The organism is Candidatus Chromulinivorax destructor (genome assembly GCF_003366055.1).
Taxonomy (GTDB): Bacteria; Babelota; Babeliae; order Babelales; family Chromulinivoraceae; genus Chromulinivorax; species Chromulinivorax destructor.
In genome coordinates this window covers 1-16,206 of the sequence record NZ_CP025544.1, presented here as the reverse complement: position 1 = coordinate 16,206, position 16,206 = coordinate 1, and the positions used below count along the sequence as shown (strand labels likewise).

Genomic DNA, 16,206 nt, shown 5'->3' with positions numbered 1-16,206 from the left:
TGTAGAAAACGGAGGGCAAAACTCTTTGGTAAAAATTTGGTTCACGCAACCGAGCTGGTAAAATAACAAAAGAGAGAAAATAGGATGCAAGAAATGTGCATCCTATTTTCTCTCTTAAAATTGCATGTAGAACTTATAATTTTCCAGAATTTTCCATTAATACAAAAAGTATAGCACGTTCTTGTTCATAATCTCTTGCTATAACTGCTGTAACTAAATTTTCATACTGCGCAGATTGTTCAAACTGTTTATATCGTTTGTTTTTTGCAAATAATTCACGAGCTCGTAGCTCATCACCTTGATCTTTTGCTTGATAAGCAGCTTGAATCAAACAACGTGATAGTGTCATAGTGTTATTTTCCATAGCTTGCACGCTATAACAAGAAAGTAGTAAAAAACTCAAAAATACAATTTTTGTTCGTATATTTTTCATCAAAAAAATCTTTCATACTTATTTTTAATAAACTAGTGGAGCAATAGTACCTAAAGATCATAAAATATCAAAGATCTTTCAAACAAAAAATTCATAGCGATAATTAAAAAATTTATGATATCGTGCAACCTAAATTTTTCATAATTCTATTTTGTAAAAAACAAGCATGCACTTCAAAAGAGCCTGCTACTTGTTCAGCTGTCTTGCCATGATGATCTTGAATATTCATATCAGCGCCTGCAAGAATAAAAAAATAGACCGCCTGTAAGTTTCCTCTATGTGCAGCATAATGCAATGGAGTCAGCCCATCATTATCTTTCGCATTAATATTTGAACCTGCAAGCAATAATTCAGTTGCAACATCAGATGCATCAGCTAATAAAACTGCATAATGTAATGGAGTTTTACCATGATTATCCTGAAGATTAAGATGCGCACCTGCACCAATCAACATGCTTGCAACTTCTGTAGTATCATTGAAAGCTGCTGTATGCAATAGCGCTTTACCTTCATCATCTTGAATATTAACCCAGTGGCAAACCATATCGTTCATATAATCATTTTTATGCTGCATAACATATAAAAATATCGGATCGTCAAACTGATCCAGACGTTTTTGTTCTTCTATTGCACTGCTTATCGTTGATAAAAATATTTTTTGCATCGGTTGTTCTATAACATTCATTGCTCGTTCAATAACCTCACCTGCATTAGCATCTTGTTCTTCATCATCATACGATAAATTTAGTTCTAAAAAATCACAGAATGATTGATCTATACGACCTTGCGATTTCAAAAAATCAAAGCCATCTGCTAAACCAATAAACTTTTTAACTATTTCATCAATAATTATTTGACGTTTATTTGGTACTGATGCAACTAAGAATCCTTGCAAGCTCATTATAAAAAATAGTATTAATTCTATTTTTTTAAGCTTTATTATATTGTTCATTCATAATTCCATATATATTTTATGTACGTGTATTATGATACAACACAATGACAATTTTTATCGGGAAAAAGTTGTCGTATTTTAGCTGTTAAAGCAATCTGTTTTTTCTTATCAACTTGATTATTTTGATTCTCCCGCGCATTTTTTATTGCATGATATGCAAATTTTCTATAATTCGATGTTGTTGAATCTTCCATTAAGTCTTGATGATCAAGCTTTGCTCCAGCTGCAATAAGCATATTAATAATCCCTCTATACTCTGTTACATATAATGGGGTATTACCGTGCAAATCTTTTCGATTCAAGTCTGCACCTTGAGCAATTAACATCCCAACGATGTTAATATGGTTTTGCCAAGCTGCAATATGCAATGGAGTTGATTTCATATCATTTTGAATATTAATATCAGCGCCTGCATCAAGATACATTTGAACATTTTTAGGACAGTTTTTAAAGGCAGCATAATGCAAAGGAGCCCAACCACTTTTATCTTGCATATTGATATCAGCCTTTAAATCAACTAACAATTTTGCTATTTCTACATGATTCAAACACCAGTTTAACAAAGGAAAACCATCTTGATCTAAAGTTTTTTCCCATTCTTCTACCCATGTACGCATCATAGGCTTCATAAAGTCGTCTTTATGACTCATGACATATATAAATATTGGATCTTCAATCTGATCTAAATTTTCATCGCTATCAATAATACAATTTATAGCTGAAAAAAATCTATTCTTTAAAGTGTCTGAAACAAGTCCATGCGCTTGCTGAACAATTGTTGTCAATGTATCATTTGGGTTTTGATTATCAGTAGAGTCTAACGATAAATTTTCTAATACAAAATCTTGAAAAGATTGATCTAAAATATTTTGTGATTGTAAAAAATTAAAACTATCATCCAAATGTGCAAATTGCACCAAAGATAGATCAGCTGGTTGCTTAACAATAGATGTAACCTGTAATTCTTGAGATAGTATAAAAAAATCTTGGCATAAACAGATGAGTAATAACAGGCATAATTTTACTATTTTCATATTTTTAATTTCCAATTAATAGATTAATAGACACTTAAAAAACATCTTAATTTTTCTATTATGATATTAAAAAACATGCGCTAAAATCAATAGAATCAGTACCCATACAAATTAATACACTGATGCTTGAACCATCGTTAAAAGCTACAGAAGACAAAAACGGCGCATCTCTTGGCTGTGAAAGTAGCATGCAATCATACGATATCGCTGAGCTCATCTTGGCAAACAGTGGTGGCGGCGGCCACGTTACGCTTATTTAATGAAAAACTACGTCAATCTATGCAAAAGTTGAGAAATTAAACCTGACTAAGATTTAAAAAAGTGCATCAGGCCCACTGGCCTGCAGATCTGGAGAATTTTTATAGAAAACCTAGGGCAAAAATCTCTTGTAAAAATTTGATTCACTCAACCTAATATAATTTTTTATGCTGCCCTTCATATTGCTGCTTAATATCAAAACCCATAGGTTTATATATTTGTTTTTTTGCAGGGGCATATAATGATTGAACAGCTGCAAAAGGCTTATAATTCATAAGCTTATCTGTCTGTTTTTGATCAAATTTATCATTTTCACTCAACGAGCGAATTCTATTACCTTCGTACGTTCCAACTGTTTGCACCTGTTGATGAGTCGTAACCAGAGATGCAAAATTTTGACTATCGAGTCGAGCAAGTAAAGACTCTTTTTTATGCTTGATGACGATATCACGAACTTTAAGATACACTTCATAAGGCAAAGATACATGTATATAAAAATTTTCTAACAAAAATAGTATAACTGAATCATCTAAATTTTCTTGCAACGCAATATCTAAAGCTGTCCTACCTGATGCATCCTTTATAGATGAATTCATTGATCTGTATGCAGACAAATGCTCTAAAGATGTCAGTACAAAATATGAAATTAATTCTATCGTAGGAAACAATGGACGAACTTTCAATGGGTTTGTATCATGAACATCAACAGCGCTATGAAGAACTGTTTTCCCTTCATAATTTTTTTTATTGCAATCGACACCTGATCTGTGTAGAAAATCAATCATAGCACCATCTGATGCAACAACAGCATCAATCAAAAGAGTATTTCCTGACTGGGTATTTCGATAACTATTCATATACATATTCCATTTTTCAGAATGAGAGATACGTAATGCATCTAAATCTGAAATAATGTTATAAGTCACTTTTTGCTTAATTGATGCGCAAACTAAAGCTTGAGCAGCATAACTTTTTATACAATCATCATCAGATGATGCAAATATTTTTTTTACAGTAGTGGTATATGATAGAGCTGATACAGAAGAATTGGAATCAAAAGATGATTTTGGATAAGAAGAAGATACTTGAGAACTATGAGCAAAAAAATTATAAAAACTTACTACCACTGCTAGATATATTTTTGATCTGTCCATTGATAGGGCCTTTTGTTACAAAAAATTATTATCAAAACTCAAATAGACTATAGTAAATTAAGTAAATATTTTAGCAAGATAAAGCTAAAAAGATTCTAGGTTCTGTGAACCAAATTTTTACTATAGAGTTTTGCCCTGCGTTTTCTACGAAAACTCCGGGAATCTGCAGCCCGGTGGGCCTGTTGCACTCTTTCTTTACATAAAAAAAAGCGTACAGTGGCCGCCGCCACCCATGCTTCCGGAGATGAGCTAAGCGATATCGCAGGCTTGTATCTTATTTTTAAATTTGGTTCACACAGCCTAATATGTAACCATGCTTGCACAGACTATAAAAAGATGGCACAATAAACATCAATGCAATAAACGTATCAATTTTTAAGGACTCTATCATGAACCATAAAAAATTTATAATAACTGCTCTGTTATGCATGCTATCTATGCAAGTACAAGCTTTTAATATTAAAGATACTTTTAACAATGTCTGTGCTTTTATGGGAATTGCAAACGCAACAGAAATAATTGATGGTAAAAAACACCACGTTATCTATTCCTACCAAGCACATAAAATTATTTCTAAGATAAAAGACTTTTCTACTGAAACATTGACCTATAAATATTTACAAACAAACAATACCACCATTGCAACAAAACATATTATTGATGGCACTATATTTGTTGCTGATGGAATGTATTACATTGTCAGATCATCTTTACACAACTCAACAAAGATATACCAAACTCAAAAAACAATTTTTGGCTATGAACAGATTATTATTGATCCTACTGAAGCATTGGCAATCATGAATGATACCAGATTTCTTACCTTTACTCATTTTGAAGTCACATCAACTGTCCCAACTCGAGTCGGTAAATACAGCGGATATGTTGCACCAGGTTCATACTTTACCTCAAACGGTATAAACTATATTGTTCAATAAATAAAATAGGAACTGATTATATAATCGTATACAATCAGCTCCTAGCATCTAAGTTATGCAAATCAATTTTCTACACCAAAAATCTATACGCTTCATCTAACCATTGAAATTTTACATCATAAATTATTGATCTAAAATGCAATGCAACATGTTCATCTTCTTTACGTAAAGATTCTTTAACAGCATAAGCTTTTTAGTTTTATGCCAATTTACTTCTGCTGTTCAAAAATTTTGATTAATTATTTTTTACATAGTCTTTTAATTAATAAGAATATAATTTCCATATTCATTAAGATATAATAAAGACCAAGAACCATCAGGTTTAAAATCCCACAACCAATCACGATGACCTTTAAATGCATGTACAGGCTTAGTGACATTTACATTTTTATTATCAGCAATTCCTTCTACGACATAATGATAATTTTCTCTAGCACCAGCATCCCACTGAAAAGTCTTTTCAGCAGGCCCTTTTAATAATTCTTTATGACGCCAAGAATGTTTTTGCTTTGCTTCAACAAGCGTAAAGGTATCATTTGGAAACTTAACCGTCACATTTACTGTTCCACAGTATGTATATGAATTTATCATTATAAATGAAAATAATGCTAAAAATTGTACAATCTTTTTCATGAGAAACATCCTTTTTTTACAATACATATTAAATTTCAGATTGAGGTAATATTATATTTACTTTTATTATGAGCATTAAAATATTCTTTTTCCTAATAATAAGAACTTTTTCACATCAGCATTACATTCAAAAGTTTTTTTTTGAGCTGTAAAAAATAAAATATCTCTTTTAATTACCGGACTATTTTAACCAATAAACAAAAGAGATACTTTATGTATTTAGTTTTCCAATAAGCTTTACATTGAAAAACTTATTAAAATTACAACCTTAATTTTTAACTAAATTATAAGAACCATCATCATTAAAACTCCAGGTCCAATTACGATGACCTTTAAATACAGCTACATCTAACGTTACATCCACTTGATGCCCATTAATAGTTCCACGTACAATATAATAAGCATTATCATTTGCAGCATTCCAATGAAAAGTCTTTTCAGCAGGACCTTTTAATAATTTATTCTGATTCGAACCACTACGAAGAGTAGCACCAAAAGCAGTCTGCTTAAATTTTATTAATTCAGTAAGCTGAAAAGTATCATTTGGAAGTTTAACAGTTACATATACTGCAGATTCAGTAAATGCATATGAATTTATCATAAGAAATCCAAATAATGCTAAAATTTTTATAATTTTTTTCATAAGAAATTTCCTTTTTTGTTAGAAAGATAACACACATATTTTTTAATTATTCGCTATAAATAACTTATACAAAACTACCATAACAAACAATCTGAACCAAATACAATATTTCTAATTTTCACTTCTATTCAATTTGAATTTTTAATAACGGCATTCATAAAAAAACCATGATATTTTATTTTTATTTATAAAATTTAGATGAAACAGATTATTCAATCTCTACAAAAACACAATTTGAAAACAAGTCAGACAAACTCTTGATTTTATGGGGGGGGCGTTTGGTAATATTAAGTCAGATAGAAAAATTTAAATTTTAAGTAGTGCAGATAAAAATAAATAATAGTTCTGCATTTACAAGAAAAGGAGAATCATGAAAAATATTAAAAAAATAATGTTATCTTTGATGATGTTAACCTTAGGACATACATATATTTCAGCAGATTCAATACCTCAAGGTACTAAATCTCAATCATATTTTAGCACTTCGACTAATCCATTTAATCCAAATACAAATGGGCAGTTATTAAAAAATACAGAAGATGGCACCTGGGATGCAATAATAACTAATCCTAAGACAAGCAAAAAGGAAACATATAAAAATGTTCAATTTGCATATGTTGATGAAAATTCTTTAGGAAAGTATAATGTTATTGGCCAATTAAAACCTTCAATGAGTTCAAGTGCTTCAGGTACAATGTATTCTATACTGTACGTTTAAAATATTTAATCTATCTAAAGCATCAAGATAAAAATAGACTTTTTTTGCACTGTTTCATACTATGCAAAAAAAAGTCTATTTTTTATATTTTCGTGATAAAAAAATTAATTTCTTACACCAAAAATCTATACGCTACGTCTAACCATTCAAGCTTCACATCATAAATTGTTGATCTAAAATGCAATGCAACATGATGCTTACCACTCGTTAAAATTTCTTGATTATGTTCATCTCGTCGATCAAAACGAACTTTGTAGGCAGATTTAAATTGGCTCCAGTTCACACCAAAGAAATGACGATACTCTACTGGTAATTCAACTAAACGAATATCTGCTGCTGTATATTCTTTGCCATCGACAAGTAAGGTTGTCTTCCAGACCGAATCAACTGTTCCAAGCAACGCACCCTGAGCCTGGTATTCACCAGAGAACATCGCACGATTTGTTGTATACATAACGGGTGGTTGATAGCCAATAACATAAAACGTTATATAAAAATCATTTTCTGTTAATAATCTTTGTCGTGCAATGTCTTGCTCTTCTTGGGTTTTAAAAGTACGATGAAAAAAATAATCAAGGTAAATCATACGAGCTTCATCGGTTAATAACAGTGCAGAAAAGTCTGCTACCGATGAAAATTGATCATAAATAACCGCTGTTTTTATAAATGGACGCATGGTGGCAGCATACGAATCAGAAACTTTATCTGCTTGCCGAAATACCGACTCACCCCATTGCTGAACTTTACATGCAGGCAAAAACAAGATGCATTGCATAAAAAGCATGATTGTTATATATCTATAATGTGTATGTTTCATTAAATTATTCCTTTTTATAGACGTAGAAATTTTATAGATAAACCAAATAATATACTCAGTAGGCTGTGTGAACCAAATTCAAAAGAATGATTCCATCCTACGACATCGCTGCGCTCATCTCCGGAAACATGGGTGGCGGCGGCCACTATACGCTTTTTTATTTCAAAAAAAGAGTGCATCAGGCCCACCGGCCTGCCGATCCCCGGAGTTTTCGTAGAAAACGTAGGGTAAAACTCTATAGTAAAAATTTGGTTCACTCAGCCTAGAGTAATTATAATAATCAATTTTTAAAGTATACAGTTTATGCTATAACTGAGAATATGCATATAGTACATTAAACCTTATAAATTTGTAAACGGCAAAAAAATCATGCTATTTCCTTCATATTTTTTAATGAGTTTGCGCTACTTACAGGCCGCAAATAAAAACTCTACCATTCGTACCATGATGCAAATTTGTTGTGGTGGCATTTTTCTTGGAACATTTTCTCTGGCGTTAATCATTTCGATTATGAAAGGATTTCAAGAAGCAACCTATCTAAAAATGCAAACAATTTACCCACAAATTCTTATTGATGCCTACGGACAAGAAATCAATTACCAGCAACTTGTGCCAATCTTGCAAGACCCTGTCTATACGATTAAAAATTTTTCACCCCAACTTCTTGGGCAAGCTTTATGTACAAGTAACCAGTCAGATGCTACGCCACATGTTATTCAGCTCAAAGGTATCAACCCTACGCTTGAACAAGAAGTCACACCCCTGCACACCATGGTGCTGCCCAAAAATCAACCACACTATTTAAATCGACTTATTACCAAAAACCACGTCATTATTGGCAAACAGCTCGCTTTACAATTACACGCATCAACTGGCAGCCCTCTTACAATTATGTATACTCAAAATCAAAACATGAGTAAAAAAGTAACTTTTGAACAAAAAGAAGTGCTTGTTACCGGAATATTTCAAACAGGTATTGATGAATTTGATGCTGCATTTATCTACTGTTCATCAGAATTTTTTAATGAAATTTTTCCTGACCAGGGAGTAACACAAATTTATGTCAATCTTACATCAAAAGATCATGAAGATATGGTGATTACAAAACTTGAGCAGCAATTAAAGCTTAACGTCTATTCATGGAAAAAATTATATGCACCATTAATTTCGGCATTAGAATTAGAAAAATATGCGATGTTTATTATCTTACTCTTAATAGTTTTGGTTGCATCAAGCAATATTATCTCGCTTTTGTTTATGCTCATTACACAAAAAAGAAAAGATATCGCCCTTTTATTAACACTTGGTCTAACACCGTCTAAAATCAGAAATATTTTTCTTGCCGTCAGCATGAGCATCGCATCTCTTTCAGCGCTTTGCGGACTTTTTGCCGCATACATTGCAGGACTTGGCTTGCAACATTATAAATGGATACAGCTGCCTGATAATATTTATTACACAACGCATCTACCAATTATACTTGATCCCTACTTGTTTTTATTCATATTTTTTGTTGTACTTACTATAAGCTTTTTTGCAAGCTTATTACCATTAAACAAAATAAAAACAATGGATATTGCAACCATTTTACGAAATGAAATATAGGAAATTCTATGTTAAAAAAAATTCTACCTTTAAGCTTACTTTTACTTGCTGGTTGCTTTGATTCTAACTGCTGTAAAAAAGATAAACCATGCAAACCTACAACTAAAAAAGTTCGTGTAGCAACTCCACAACAGCGTTGTAATCATGCAGGTTGCACACATGATCATAGCAAAGATGTTGATGATCAACCGACTGTCAACGTGCCATCTGCTCAAGAATCACAAACGATCGTTCAAGATTCAATCGATAATAACGAAAAATAATATTTCGTTGATTAAAAAAAATAAAAGCCTGATGCAATATCAGGCTTTTATTTAGTATGAAATCAAATAACAATTAACTACGTGCAGGCTGAGCAGTTTGCGCATTCTGTTCACGTTTTTTATTGTTGAAATATTTTTCTTTGCTTAATTCTTGTGCTTCAACACGACGAATAGCGCGAACAAATTTGTTTCTAATTTTTCTTTTAAAGCTAGCAGATGCTTGTCCCATAATCGTCCCTTTTTTTAATACACGAACTATATTTTTTTAACAATAAAATTTTACGCTTTTAAAAATACTGGGCAAAAACTTAAATAATATAAAGCATCAAATAAATGATCTTTAACATGAATAATTTCTTGCTCAGGTGCTTCATAAATTAAAAGTCCGTGATTTGCATGCTTTAAATCCCACGTTACATACAACGGGTTATTAATTTCAAGCTCATCAGCAAGTTTATCTGCCATATATTTTTCTGAAGCTTTGCCTTTTTCAAAATTCACCGTACTGTTACTGCGAACTTTTTGGTTAAATGGCGAATTTTGCATATGCGCCATAAATAATTTTTTATTATCCCATGCATTTCCTGCTAAATTTTTTACATCTTGTTCATGATAACCAGAAACACCTTGTAAACATCTAAAATCTGGATTATTAATAAAATAAGCAGCTTTATTTAAATTAAAACAAGATTGCCCACAAAGATCATGTAAAACAAATTCTGATAAGTTGTCTAAATCGTGATGATTAACTATCATTTTTCTTAAATTTCCAAGATGCTTGAGCAATTTTGTCTCTTTTGTTTCTAAATTATGACTTTGCATAACAACCCCCTATAGCTTATATCGCATATTTTCTTTCATACAAAATGGATCATAACAAACAGTATAAAAAAAAAGCAAGAATTAGACGTAACTTGATTATTTTAGGTAAGAATGATATTTTTATACCGTGTAGTACAAGCAGTAATGCAATCATACAAAAAACTAAAAATTACTATACATCATGCAAAAATTATACACTACATAAGTTCCTCAAATTAAAAACCTCAGTACATTGTAATTTTTATATAAAAAATCAAAATACCTCACCATGGTTATGAGAATAATTTTTCTTGAAAGATCACTTTAATGAGACAGCTGTTTATTTTTCTCATCATCATTACAACGTTGCATTTACAAATTTTTGCTCGAAGCGTTCATCGTCCATCAAACCCTACCATTCCGTACATTACAGTAACTGCAAGTAATAAAGAATATGCAGAAATTTGGAAAAAACCAACGACAAAACCAAAACCTTTTCATAAATTTCAAAATAAATTTTTACGCTTAAAAATATTAAAAAAACCTCTTGAAACATCTGGGTTTAAAAAACATCTTTTACCCTACGGTAATTTGAAATTTAGAACCAGTGAACAGACCGTTCATACCAATATTCTAAAAAATCAAAATGAACTTGTTTTAAAAGAAATTCTTCAAGGCAAAAGAACTTTTACCGATTTTACGATTTTAAAAGATAGAGATTTTAATTATAAAAATTTATCTGGTTTAATTGTCCTAAAAAATAAAAAATACCCATTTGTTTTTAAACTATTTATTGAACACCCAGAAACTATTGTAGAACCACTACAAAAAGGTATGGAAGCTGGCTGGATATTTATTTTAAGCGGTACGATGCGACATCTGAGTGGATTTACAAGAATTAGTAATCTTGAAAATGCAAAAAAAGCTTTGTCAAAAGACCCTGAATACCGATACTATATAGATTTTCCTCGCAAGTGGTACTGGCAGCCCCTGTCAAAACCTCTTTTACATATAGATTGGCATGATCCATACAACAATCACTTTGAAACCATTAAAATTCCAAGTGTATATGGCATTATCTGCGATTTTATTGAGGTAGATAAAGAGCTTCAACAAAGAGAACTTTCTACCTTACGCCAAATATCAATGGATGTGACCAAATATTTACATTACATGATCGATCCACATGATGACAATCTCGTTCCAGAAAAAAACAGTCACAAGATTGTAATCATCGACACTGAACATTTTCGAACCGTTGCAGGGCTTGAACAAGATATGCATGCTCATGACTACAATCAATGGTACTTTGAACTCATAACACGAACAGCAAAACGTTGGTTATGTCGTAGCAAAAAGAAACGCATTCAAGATCAATGTTTTGTGTAAGCAATACTCATGATCAAATCATATAAGTTACTAACTTTTTTTATAGTTTGCTTACAAGCATCATTCTTATCGATTGCTCAAGAATCTTCCGAATTCGCTGCAGAATTTTTCAGGAATAGCAATGGTACAAATCATTGTAAGCAACAACTTGATGAACATGAAAATATTACAAACAATCCAAAATTAACCATTGAAGAGATAAAAGAATACGTCAGAATGTATCCACATCTTGATGAAGGTTTTCGTCTTCTTCAAATAAAAAACCCCCTACCATTTTCATTTCATGATTTTTTAGCATTTCATCACTTCTTAGCTGAATCTGGGAATATTGATAATGATGTGCAAATACCAATGTTTGGACAAATAATTCAAAATGCTGAAAATCTTATTGCTGCTGGTATACAAGATGCTTTTTTTTCTCGTGAGTTAAAATTTGCAACAAAATGTATCTATAACAATGAAAATGATGACCATTTTAATGAAGTTTTTTCTAAACTTTTAATCGAAGATGAGCAAGATAAAGACAAATCTGATTTTGATCGAGTATGGTTTTTTCAGATTCAAACTATACGTTTTGTTATGAAACATCGTCATAACTTCATGAAGAACATTCTCAAATTATGGTTTGATGAAGAATGTAAAATTCTTCATCAAGAATATTACAATCTTATCTTCAAAGAATTTCGACCAAATGATGGATTAAAAGAATATCATCTTGGTAACATGATAAGTACAAATATTGCACATGATAATCCTTGTATGTTAAAATTCATCATCGAAATAGATCCAAATTACTTACAATTTCAAGATAAAGCAAAAAATGGATTATTACATTATGCAGCACATAAAAATGCAATAGGATGCGCTCAATTATTAATCAACCGACAAATTAACATCAATTCACGAAACAATCGCGGAGCTACTGCTCTTTTTTGTGCTGTTACTCAATGCAATACTGAAATCACACGTATTTTAATTAATGCTCATGCTGATCTAAACATGGGATCTGAAAGTATCACTCCTTTACGTCGAGCTGTCGATAATAATCATATTCAGATAACGCAAATGTTATTGAATGCTGGTGCAAATCAAAGACTGCATAAGCCTCATACATTGAGCCCATTAGGGCATGCCGCTATTTATCATTATGAAGACATCGTAGATATATTAATTCATGCTCATCCAAATTTTCCATCCCATGATGATTTAAAACTTGCTAAAAATGTTGCAAGAACACCTGAAAGAAAAGCTGAAATAAGAAGGATTGAAAAACAGCTCTATCCTGAACAGCAAGCTTCATGCTGTGCTATATCATAAAAATTTAAAACAAATTTACAATTCCACTTAAAATAAAAAATGCACGCAAACTCAAGAGTTTGCGTGCATTTTTTTTATACAATAATTTCAGATTGAATTATTTATGCAAAAAGGAGACTGATATGAAGAAAAAAAATACTCTACTACTTGGATTGACTTGTTTATTTGCAACAGCATCTATAAGCGCGATTACAGTTAATGTTACAAATAAAACGGCTAAAACTATCTCTTTACAAAATGCCGTAACCGTATACCGTACAAAAACGCCAGAATTTAGAAATGTCGACTCAATAAAACCACAAGAAAGTAAACAGATTGCTTTTTCTAGTACGGCAAATAATCATCCAGTATCCTATAGATTTGTAGATATTCCAATGAAACAAATCTACAATAATTACTATTATGGTTTTGATGCAAGTTATGTAAAAGGTGATATAACTTTTGAATAAATTTATATGCTCAAAAAATAACCATAGTGAAAAAGATCTGTTAAACAACAGGTCTTTTTTATTAAAGATAAGTGATACAGTAAGTTTTTATATAAACTTCACACAAAATATAATCGTAGTTTTTTGTAAAAGATAAAAATTTTATGAGATCACACAACAAGAATTCATAGAACGTCTCATGTGCTCTTGTGCAAACATCATTTTCATTGAGATGTTATCGTTATAGATAAGATCGTAAGCTGTTTTACGCTCATCATTGGGTATAGAAGTGTCTATTCCAGCATCCAGTAACATTTCTACAATATCTATAGAATTATAATGAACAGCCCTATGCAAAGCTGTTCCCCCAAACAAAAATTGTTTATTCAAATTAATACCAGGAACAGATACAATCATGCTGATCACATTTCTATTACGAGATGAAACAGCAAATGGTAAAATATACCAACCTTGATCATTTGGTGTATTTACATCTGCACCAGCATCAAGCAAAAGGGAAACTATTTTATCACAATGCTCAAACGTTATTAAAGAATTATTTGCGTCTAGCATAGCAGAACTTTGATCAACTGCTATAAATAGTGGAAAATCATCCGTATTAACATCAGCTCCTGCCAGTAATAAATGTTCTACAATACGATCTTGTTTATAATTGCATGCAATTGACAACAAACTTGGTTTATAAACAACAGAATTAACATCTACACCAAACTCTAACAGATTTTTAAATAACAGGTCTTTTTTTAATTTGATAACTTTGCCAAGTAAAGTCTCTTCATTTTCACAAGGCATCTCTAAACATTTTTTTACAACACGCCCGATCTCAGTGGTATCTTTATACTTCATGATATATATAAATAAGGGATCTTGAGTATGATCACAATCAGCCTCATCAACTTTTGCTAAAAACTCATTTTCAATAGTCTTAAGCACCCAGTCTATTGCATCACAAATTAATTCCCCAAAATTAGGATCTAGATCATTTTTTGCAAGATAACAAACTACATAATCATAAAAACTATGAAAGTATTCATGCGGATATTTGTCACACATCATGTCGTAATATTCTACTAGATGAGGAAAATCAATCATTGCTTGTTCTATTATTTCTTGGCGTGTCTGCTCAGATTCTTCAGCGCAATAACATAACGATAAAGACCATCCCAACATAAAAATTATTACCATTTTTATAGTTTTCATATCTATTTTTTTCATAAATTTACAAAGTGCATAATTTTTTAAAACAAGTTCTATAAGAATCGCTCCATTGCTGATCTACTTAATTATATCATTGCAGACAAGCAAATCTACCCCATCAAAAAGTTACAGATAGACACAGATAAGCGATATTGAAAAATTAAAAGAGAGTACATAAAGCAGATAGATATCTGCGCTAAGAATTTAGATATGAGAACCAAGTTCTCGTTCAAGATTTTGCAAGCGAGCATCTAAATCTTGATCAATTTTACGTAATTCATCAATACGAGCAACAGCGTGGGCAATAGTTGTATGATCTTTTCTATTTAAAAATTCACCAATTTCACGCAATGATTTATGGGTTGCTTTTTTCATGAGATACATTGTCACTTGGCGAGCCAAACTAATATCTTTTGTTCTGTTTTGCGAACGCAATTCAGTTAAGCCATAGCAAAAATGCTTTTGCACAGCTTTGGTCACTGCATCAAATTCGATGATAACTGAATGAGCTTTTTGCTCAACGCCAAGTACTTTACCAATCAGATCGACCGTAACTGGTTGGTTAGTTAACGAGGCAAATGCTAACACACGAATTAAAGAACCTTCTAATTCGCGAACGTTAGAAATCACACGACGAGCAATTAAATTTGCAGCAACGTCAGAAAGTTGTTCATTTTGAGCTGATGCCTTGCGCTTTAAAATAGCAATTTTAGTTTCAAGATGTGGAACTTGCAAATCCGCAACAAGACCCCACTCTAAGCGAGACTTTAATCGGTCTGCAAGACCTCCAAGGTCGCGTGGTAAAATATCGCTTGAAAATACAATTTGCTTATTTGCATCGTACAAGGTGTTAAAGATATGAAAGAATGCCTCTTGCGTCTGCTCTTTGTTTGCCATAAATTGAATATCATCAATTAATAACACATCCACTTGTTTGTACTTTGCATTAAATGTTTGCATGTGATTAAAACGAATAGCGTTAATAAATTCGTTAACAAAACGATCAGTTGTCTGATACAACACGACAGCTTGAGGATTTTTTAATAACACATCATTACCAATTGAATGCAATAAATGAGTTTTGCCAAGGCCTGAACCACCGTACAACAAAAGCGGATTATACAACGTACCAAGCTTGTCTACAACAGCGCGAGCTGCTGCATACGCAAATGAATTGTTAGGACCAACAACAAATGAATCAAAAGTATATTGTAATTTTAATCGGTTGGTAACCTGATGATGCGTGTCATTTTTTTTGGTAAGAGCAAACTGATTTCGCGGTGATGACTTTTTTGGAATAACAACAGGCGCCGATGAAGGTAAAACAGGAAGAACTAATTCTGATTCAGCTGTTTCTTCACCAACAAAGAACTTTATCGTTAATACATCGAATTGTAACAACTTTTTTAAGTGAGTCTCAAAAAGTGTACTATAGTGGGTCTGCACCCAATCCTTAACAAAGGCATTAGGAGCTTTGAGATAGACTTTTTTCATAGCCGTATCACAACGATAAAAAGAAACCGCCTTGATCCACGTTTCGACAGCACGCATACCAAGTTCGGTTTCAGCTATTTTTAAAAAATCCTGCCAAATTTGTTCCAC

19 protein-coding genes are annotated in these 16,206 nt (G+C 31.8%); 8 read left to right on the top strand and 11 right to left on the bottom strand.

Annotated features, from left to right (window positions below; all coding sequences use genetic code 11):
* Positions 1-133 precede the first annotated feature (133 nt).
* The 3 genes from C0J27_RS00085 to C0J27_RS00075 all read right to left on the bottom strand — a co-directional run bounded on the left by C0J27_RS00085 (position 134) and on the right by C0J27_RS00075 (position 2,422).
* Positions 134-433 carry a hypothetical protein gene (locus C0J27_RS00085; protein WP_115585164.1) on the bottom strand — a complete coding sequence of 100 codons (300 nt, stop codon included), beginning with the start codon at positions 431-433 and terminating at the stop codon, positions 134-136.
* Between the two features lie 112 nt (positions 434-545).
* Entirely contained in the window at positions 546-1,385 is an 840-nt protein-coding gene (locus tag C0J27_RS00080) for an ankyrin repeat domain-containing protein (RefSeq protein ID WP_115585163.1), read from the bottom strand.
* A 32-nt stretch (positions 1,386-1,417) separates the two neighbouring features.
* Entirely contained in the window at positions 1,418-2,422 is a 1,005-nt protein-coding gene (locus C0J27_RS00075; RefSeq protein WP_115585162.1) for an ankyrin repeat domain-containing protein, read from the bottom strand.
* A 122-nt stretch (positions 2,423-2,544) separates the two neighbouring features.
* Between C0J27_RS00075 and C0J27_RS05645 the strand changes: the two genes are divergently transcribed.
* Positions 2,545-2,682, top strand: a complete 138-nt coding sequence (locus C0J27_RS05645) for a hypothetical protein (RefSeq protein WP_162801678.1) — start codon at positions 2,545-2,547, stop codon at positions 2,680-2,682.
* A 150-nt stretch (positions 2,683-2,832) separates the two neighbouring features.
* Here C0J27_RS05645 and C0J27_RS00070 read toward each other — a convergent pair whose 3' ends face one another.
* Complete coding sequence (locus C0J27_RS00070) at positions 2,833-3,834, bottom strand: ankyrin repeat domain-containing protein (RefSeq protein ID WP_115585161.1); 1,002 nt, start codon at positions 3,832-3,834, stop codon at positions 2,833-2,835.
* Between the two features lie 389 nt (positions 3,835-4,223).
* Here C0J27_RS00070 and C0J27_RS00065 point away from each other — a divergent pair, with 389 nt between their 5' ends.
* Positions 4,224-4,772, top strand: coding sequence for a hypothetical protein (locus tag C0J27_RS00065; RefSeq protein WP_115585160.1), 549 nt, complete (start codon positions 4,224-4,226; stop codon positions 4,770-4,772).
* Positions 4,773-5,030: 258 nt separating this feature from the next.
* Here C0J27_RS00065 and C0J27_RS00060 read toward each other — a convergent pair whose 3' ends face one another.
* Together C0J27_RS00060 and C0J27_RS00055 are read right to left on the bottom strand one after the other, a co-directional pair.
* Positions 5,031-5,405, bottom strand: a complete 375-nt coding sequence (locus tag C0J27_RS00060) for a hypothetical protein (RefSeq protein ID WP_115585159.1) — start codon at positions 5,403-5,405, stop codon at positions 5,031-5,033.
* 268 nt (positions 5,406-5,673) lie between these two features.
* Positions 5,674-6,048 carry a hypothetical protein gene (locus tag C0J27_RS00055; protein WP_115585158.1) on the bottom strand — a complete coding sequence of 125 codons (375 nt, stop codon included), beginning with the start codon at positions 6,046-6,048 and terminating at the stop codon, positions 5,674-5,676.
* Positions 6,049-6,418: 370 nt separating this feature from the next.
* Here C0J27_RS00055 and C0J27_RS00050 point away from each other — a divergent pair, with 370 nt between their 5' ends.
* The gene (locus tag C0J27_RS00050; RefSeq protein ID WP_115585157.1) at positions 6,419-6,766 is read left to right on the top strand and encodes a hypothetical protein; all 348 of its coding nucleotides are present in this window, start codon (positions 6,419-6,421) and stop codon (positions 6,764-6,766) included.
* A 112-nt stretch (positions 6,767-6,878) separates the two neighbouring features.
* Here the strand turns inward: C0J27_RS00050 and C0J27_RS00045 are convergent, their stop codons facing one another.
* Complete coding sequence (locus C0J27_RS00045) at positions 6,879-7,583, bottom strand: hypothetical protein (protein ID WP_115585156.1); 705 nt, start codon at positions 7,581-7,583, stop codon at positions 6,879-6,881.
* Between the two features lie 369 nt (positions 7,584-7,952).
* Here C0J27_RS00045 and C0J27_RS00040 point away from each other — a divergent pair, with 369 nt between their 5' ends.
* Complete coding sequence (locus tag C0J27_RS00040) at positions 7,953-9,188, top strand: FtsX-like permease family protein (protein WP_115585155.1); 1,236 nt, start codon at positions 7,953-7,955, stop codon at positions 9,186-9,188.
* Between the two features lie 8 nt (positions 9,189-9,196).
* Positions 9,197-9,451, top strand: coding sequence for a hypothetical protein (locus C0J27_RS00035; protein WP_115585154.1), 255 nt, complete (start codon positions 9,197-9,199; stop codon positions 9,449-9,451).
* A 73-nt stretch (positions 9,452-9,524) separates the two neighbouring features.
* On the opposite strand, the gene C0J27_RS05640 is transcribed toward C0J27_RS00035, so the two are convergent.
* On the bottom strand, positions 9,525-9,680 hold the full coding sequence (locus tag C0J27_RS05640) for a hypothetical protein (RefSeq protein ID WP_162801677.1): 156 nt from the start codon (positions 9,678-9,680) through the stop codon (positions 9,525-9,527).
* Between the two features lie 50 nt (positions 9,681-9,730).
* Positions 9,731-10,273 (bottom strand): hypothetical protein, encoded by a 543-nt coding sequence (locus C0J27_RS00030; protein WP_115585153.1) that lies wholly within the window; start codon positions 10,271-10,273, stop codon positions 9,731-9,733.
* Between the two features lie 306 nt (positions 10,274-10,579).
* Here C0J27_RS00030 and C0J27_RS00025 point away from each other — a divergent pair, with 306 nt between their 5' ends.
* From C0J27_RS00025 to C0J27_RS00015, 3 genes are all read left to right on the top strand, one after another.
* Positions 10,580-11,641 (top strand): hypothetical protein, encoded by a 1,062-nt coding sequence (locus C0J27_RS00025; protein ID WP_115585152.1) that lies wholly within the window; start codon positions 10,580-10,582, stop codon positions 11,639-11,641.
* Positions 11,642-11,650: 9 nt separating this feature from the next.
* The gene (locus tag C0J27_RS00020) at positions 11,651-12,958 is read left to right on the top strand and encodes an ankyrin repeat domain-containing protein (RefSeq protein WP_115585151.1); all 1,308 of its coding nucleotides are present in this window, start codon (positions 11,651-11,653) and stop codon (positions 12,956-12,958) included.
* A 122-nt stretch (positions 12,959-13,080) separates the two neighbouring features.
* Complete coding sequence (locus tag C0J27_RS00015; protein WP_115585150.1) at positions 13,081-13,407, top strand: hypothetical protein; 327 nt, start codon at positions 13,081-13,083, stop codon at positions 13,405-13,407.
* A gap of 141 nt (positions 13,408-13,548) precedes the next feature.
* On the opposite strand, the gene C0J27_RS00010 is transcribed toward C0J27_RS00015, so the two are convergent.
* Together C0J27_RS00010 and dnaA are read right to left on the bottom strand one after the other, a co-directional pair.
* On the bottom strand, positions 13,549-14,607 hold the full coding sequence (locus tag C0J27_RS00010) for an ankyrin repeat domain-containing protein (RefSeq protein ID WP_162801676.1): 1,059 nt from the start codon (positions 14,605-14,607) through the stop codon (positions 13,549-13,551).
* Between the two features lie 201 nt (positions 14,608-14,808).
* On the bottom strand, positions 14,809-16,206 hold the full coding sequence (gene dnaA, locus C0J27_RS00005) for a chromosomal replication initiator protein DnaA (RefSeq protein ID WP_252120573.1): 1,398 nt from the start codon (positions 16,204-16,206) through the stop codon (positions 14,809-14,811).

What these genes read in the sequence shown, in the direction of transcription:
- C0J27_RS00085 (WP_115585164.1), bottom strand. Translation starts at nt 433, where the DNA reads ATGAAAAATATACGAACAAAAATTGTATTTTTGAGTTTTTTACTACTT.
- C0J27_RS00080 (WP_115585163.1), bottom strand. Translation starts at nt 1,385, where the DNA reads ATGAACAATATAATAAAGCTTAAAAAAATAGAATTAATACTATTTTTT.
- C0J27_RS00075 (WP_115585162.1), bottom strand. Translation starts at nt 2,422, where the DNA reads ATGAAAATAGTAAAATTATGCCTGTTATTACTCATCTGTTTATGCCAA.
- C0J27_RS05645 (WP_162801678.1), top strand. Translation starts at nt 2,545, where the DNA reads ATGCTTGAACCATCGTTAAAAGCTACAGAAGACAAAAACGGCGCATCT.
- C0J27_RS00070 (WP_115585161.1), bottom strand. Translation starts at nt 3,834, where the DNA reads ATGGACAGATCAAAAATATATCTAGCAGTGGTAGTAAGTTTTTATAAT.
- C0J27_RS00065 (WP_115585160.1), top strand. Translation starts at nt 4,224, where the DNA reads ATGAACCATAAAAAATTTATAATAACTGCTCTGTTATGCATGCTATCT.
- C0J27_RS00060 (WP_115585159.1), bottom strand. Translation starts at nt 5,405, where the DNA reads ATGAAAAAGATTGTACAATTTTTAGCATTATTTTCATTTATAATGATA.
- C0J27_RS00055 (WP_115585158.1), bottom strand. Translation starts at nt 6,048, where the DNA reads ATGAAAAAAATTATAAAAATTTTAGCATTATTTGGATTTCTTATGATA.
- C0J27_RS00050 (WP_115585157.1), top strand. Translation starts at nt 6,419, where the DNA reads ATGAAAAATATTAAAAAAATAATGTTATCTTTGATGATGTTAACCTTA.
- C0J27_RS00045 (WP_115585156.1), bottom strand. Translation starts at nt 7,583, where the DNA reads ATGAAACATACACATTATAGATATATAACAATCATGCTTTTTATGCAA.
- C0J27_RS00040 (WP_115585155.1), top strand. Translation starts at nt 7,953, where the DNA reads ATGCTATTTCCTTCATATTTTTTAATGAGTTTGCGCTACTTACAGGCC.
- C0J27_RS00035 (WP_115585154.1), top strand. Translation starts at nt 9,197, where the DNA reads ATGTTAAAAAAAATTCTACCTTTAAGCTTACTTTTACTTGCTGGTTGC.
- C0J27_RS05640 (WP_162801677.1), bottom strand. Translation starts at nt 9,680, where the DNA reads ATGGGACAAGCATCTGCTAGCTTTAAAAGAAAAATTAGAAACAAATTT.
- C0J27_RS00030 (WP_115585153.1), bottom strand. Translation starts at nt 10,273, where the DNA reads ATGCAAAGTCATAATTTAGAAACAAAAGAGACAAAATTGCTCAAGCAT.
- C0J27_RS00025 (WP_115585152.1), top strand. Translation starts at nt 10,580, where the DNA reads ATGAGACAGCTGTTTATTTTTCTCATCATCATTACAACGTTGCATTTA.
- C0J27_RS00020 (WP_115585151.1), top strand. Translation starts at nt 11,651, where the DNA reads ATGATCAAATCATATAAGTTACTAACTTTTTTTATAGTTTGCTTACAA.
- C0J27_RS00015 (WP_115585150.1), top strand. Translation starts at nt 13,081, where the DNA reads ATGAAGAAAAAAAATACTCTACTACTTGGATTGACTTGTTTATTTGCA.
- C0J27_RS00010 (WP_162801676.1), bottom strand. Translation starts at nt 14,607, where the DNA reads ATGAAAACTATAAAAATGGTAATAATTTTTATGTTGGGATGGTCTTTA.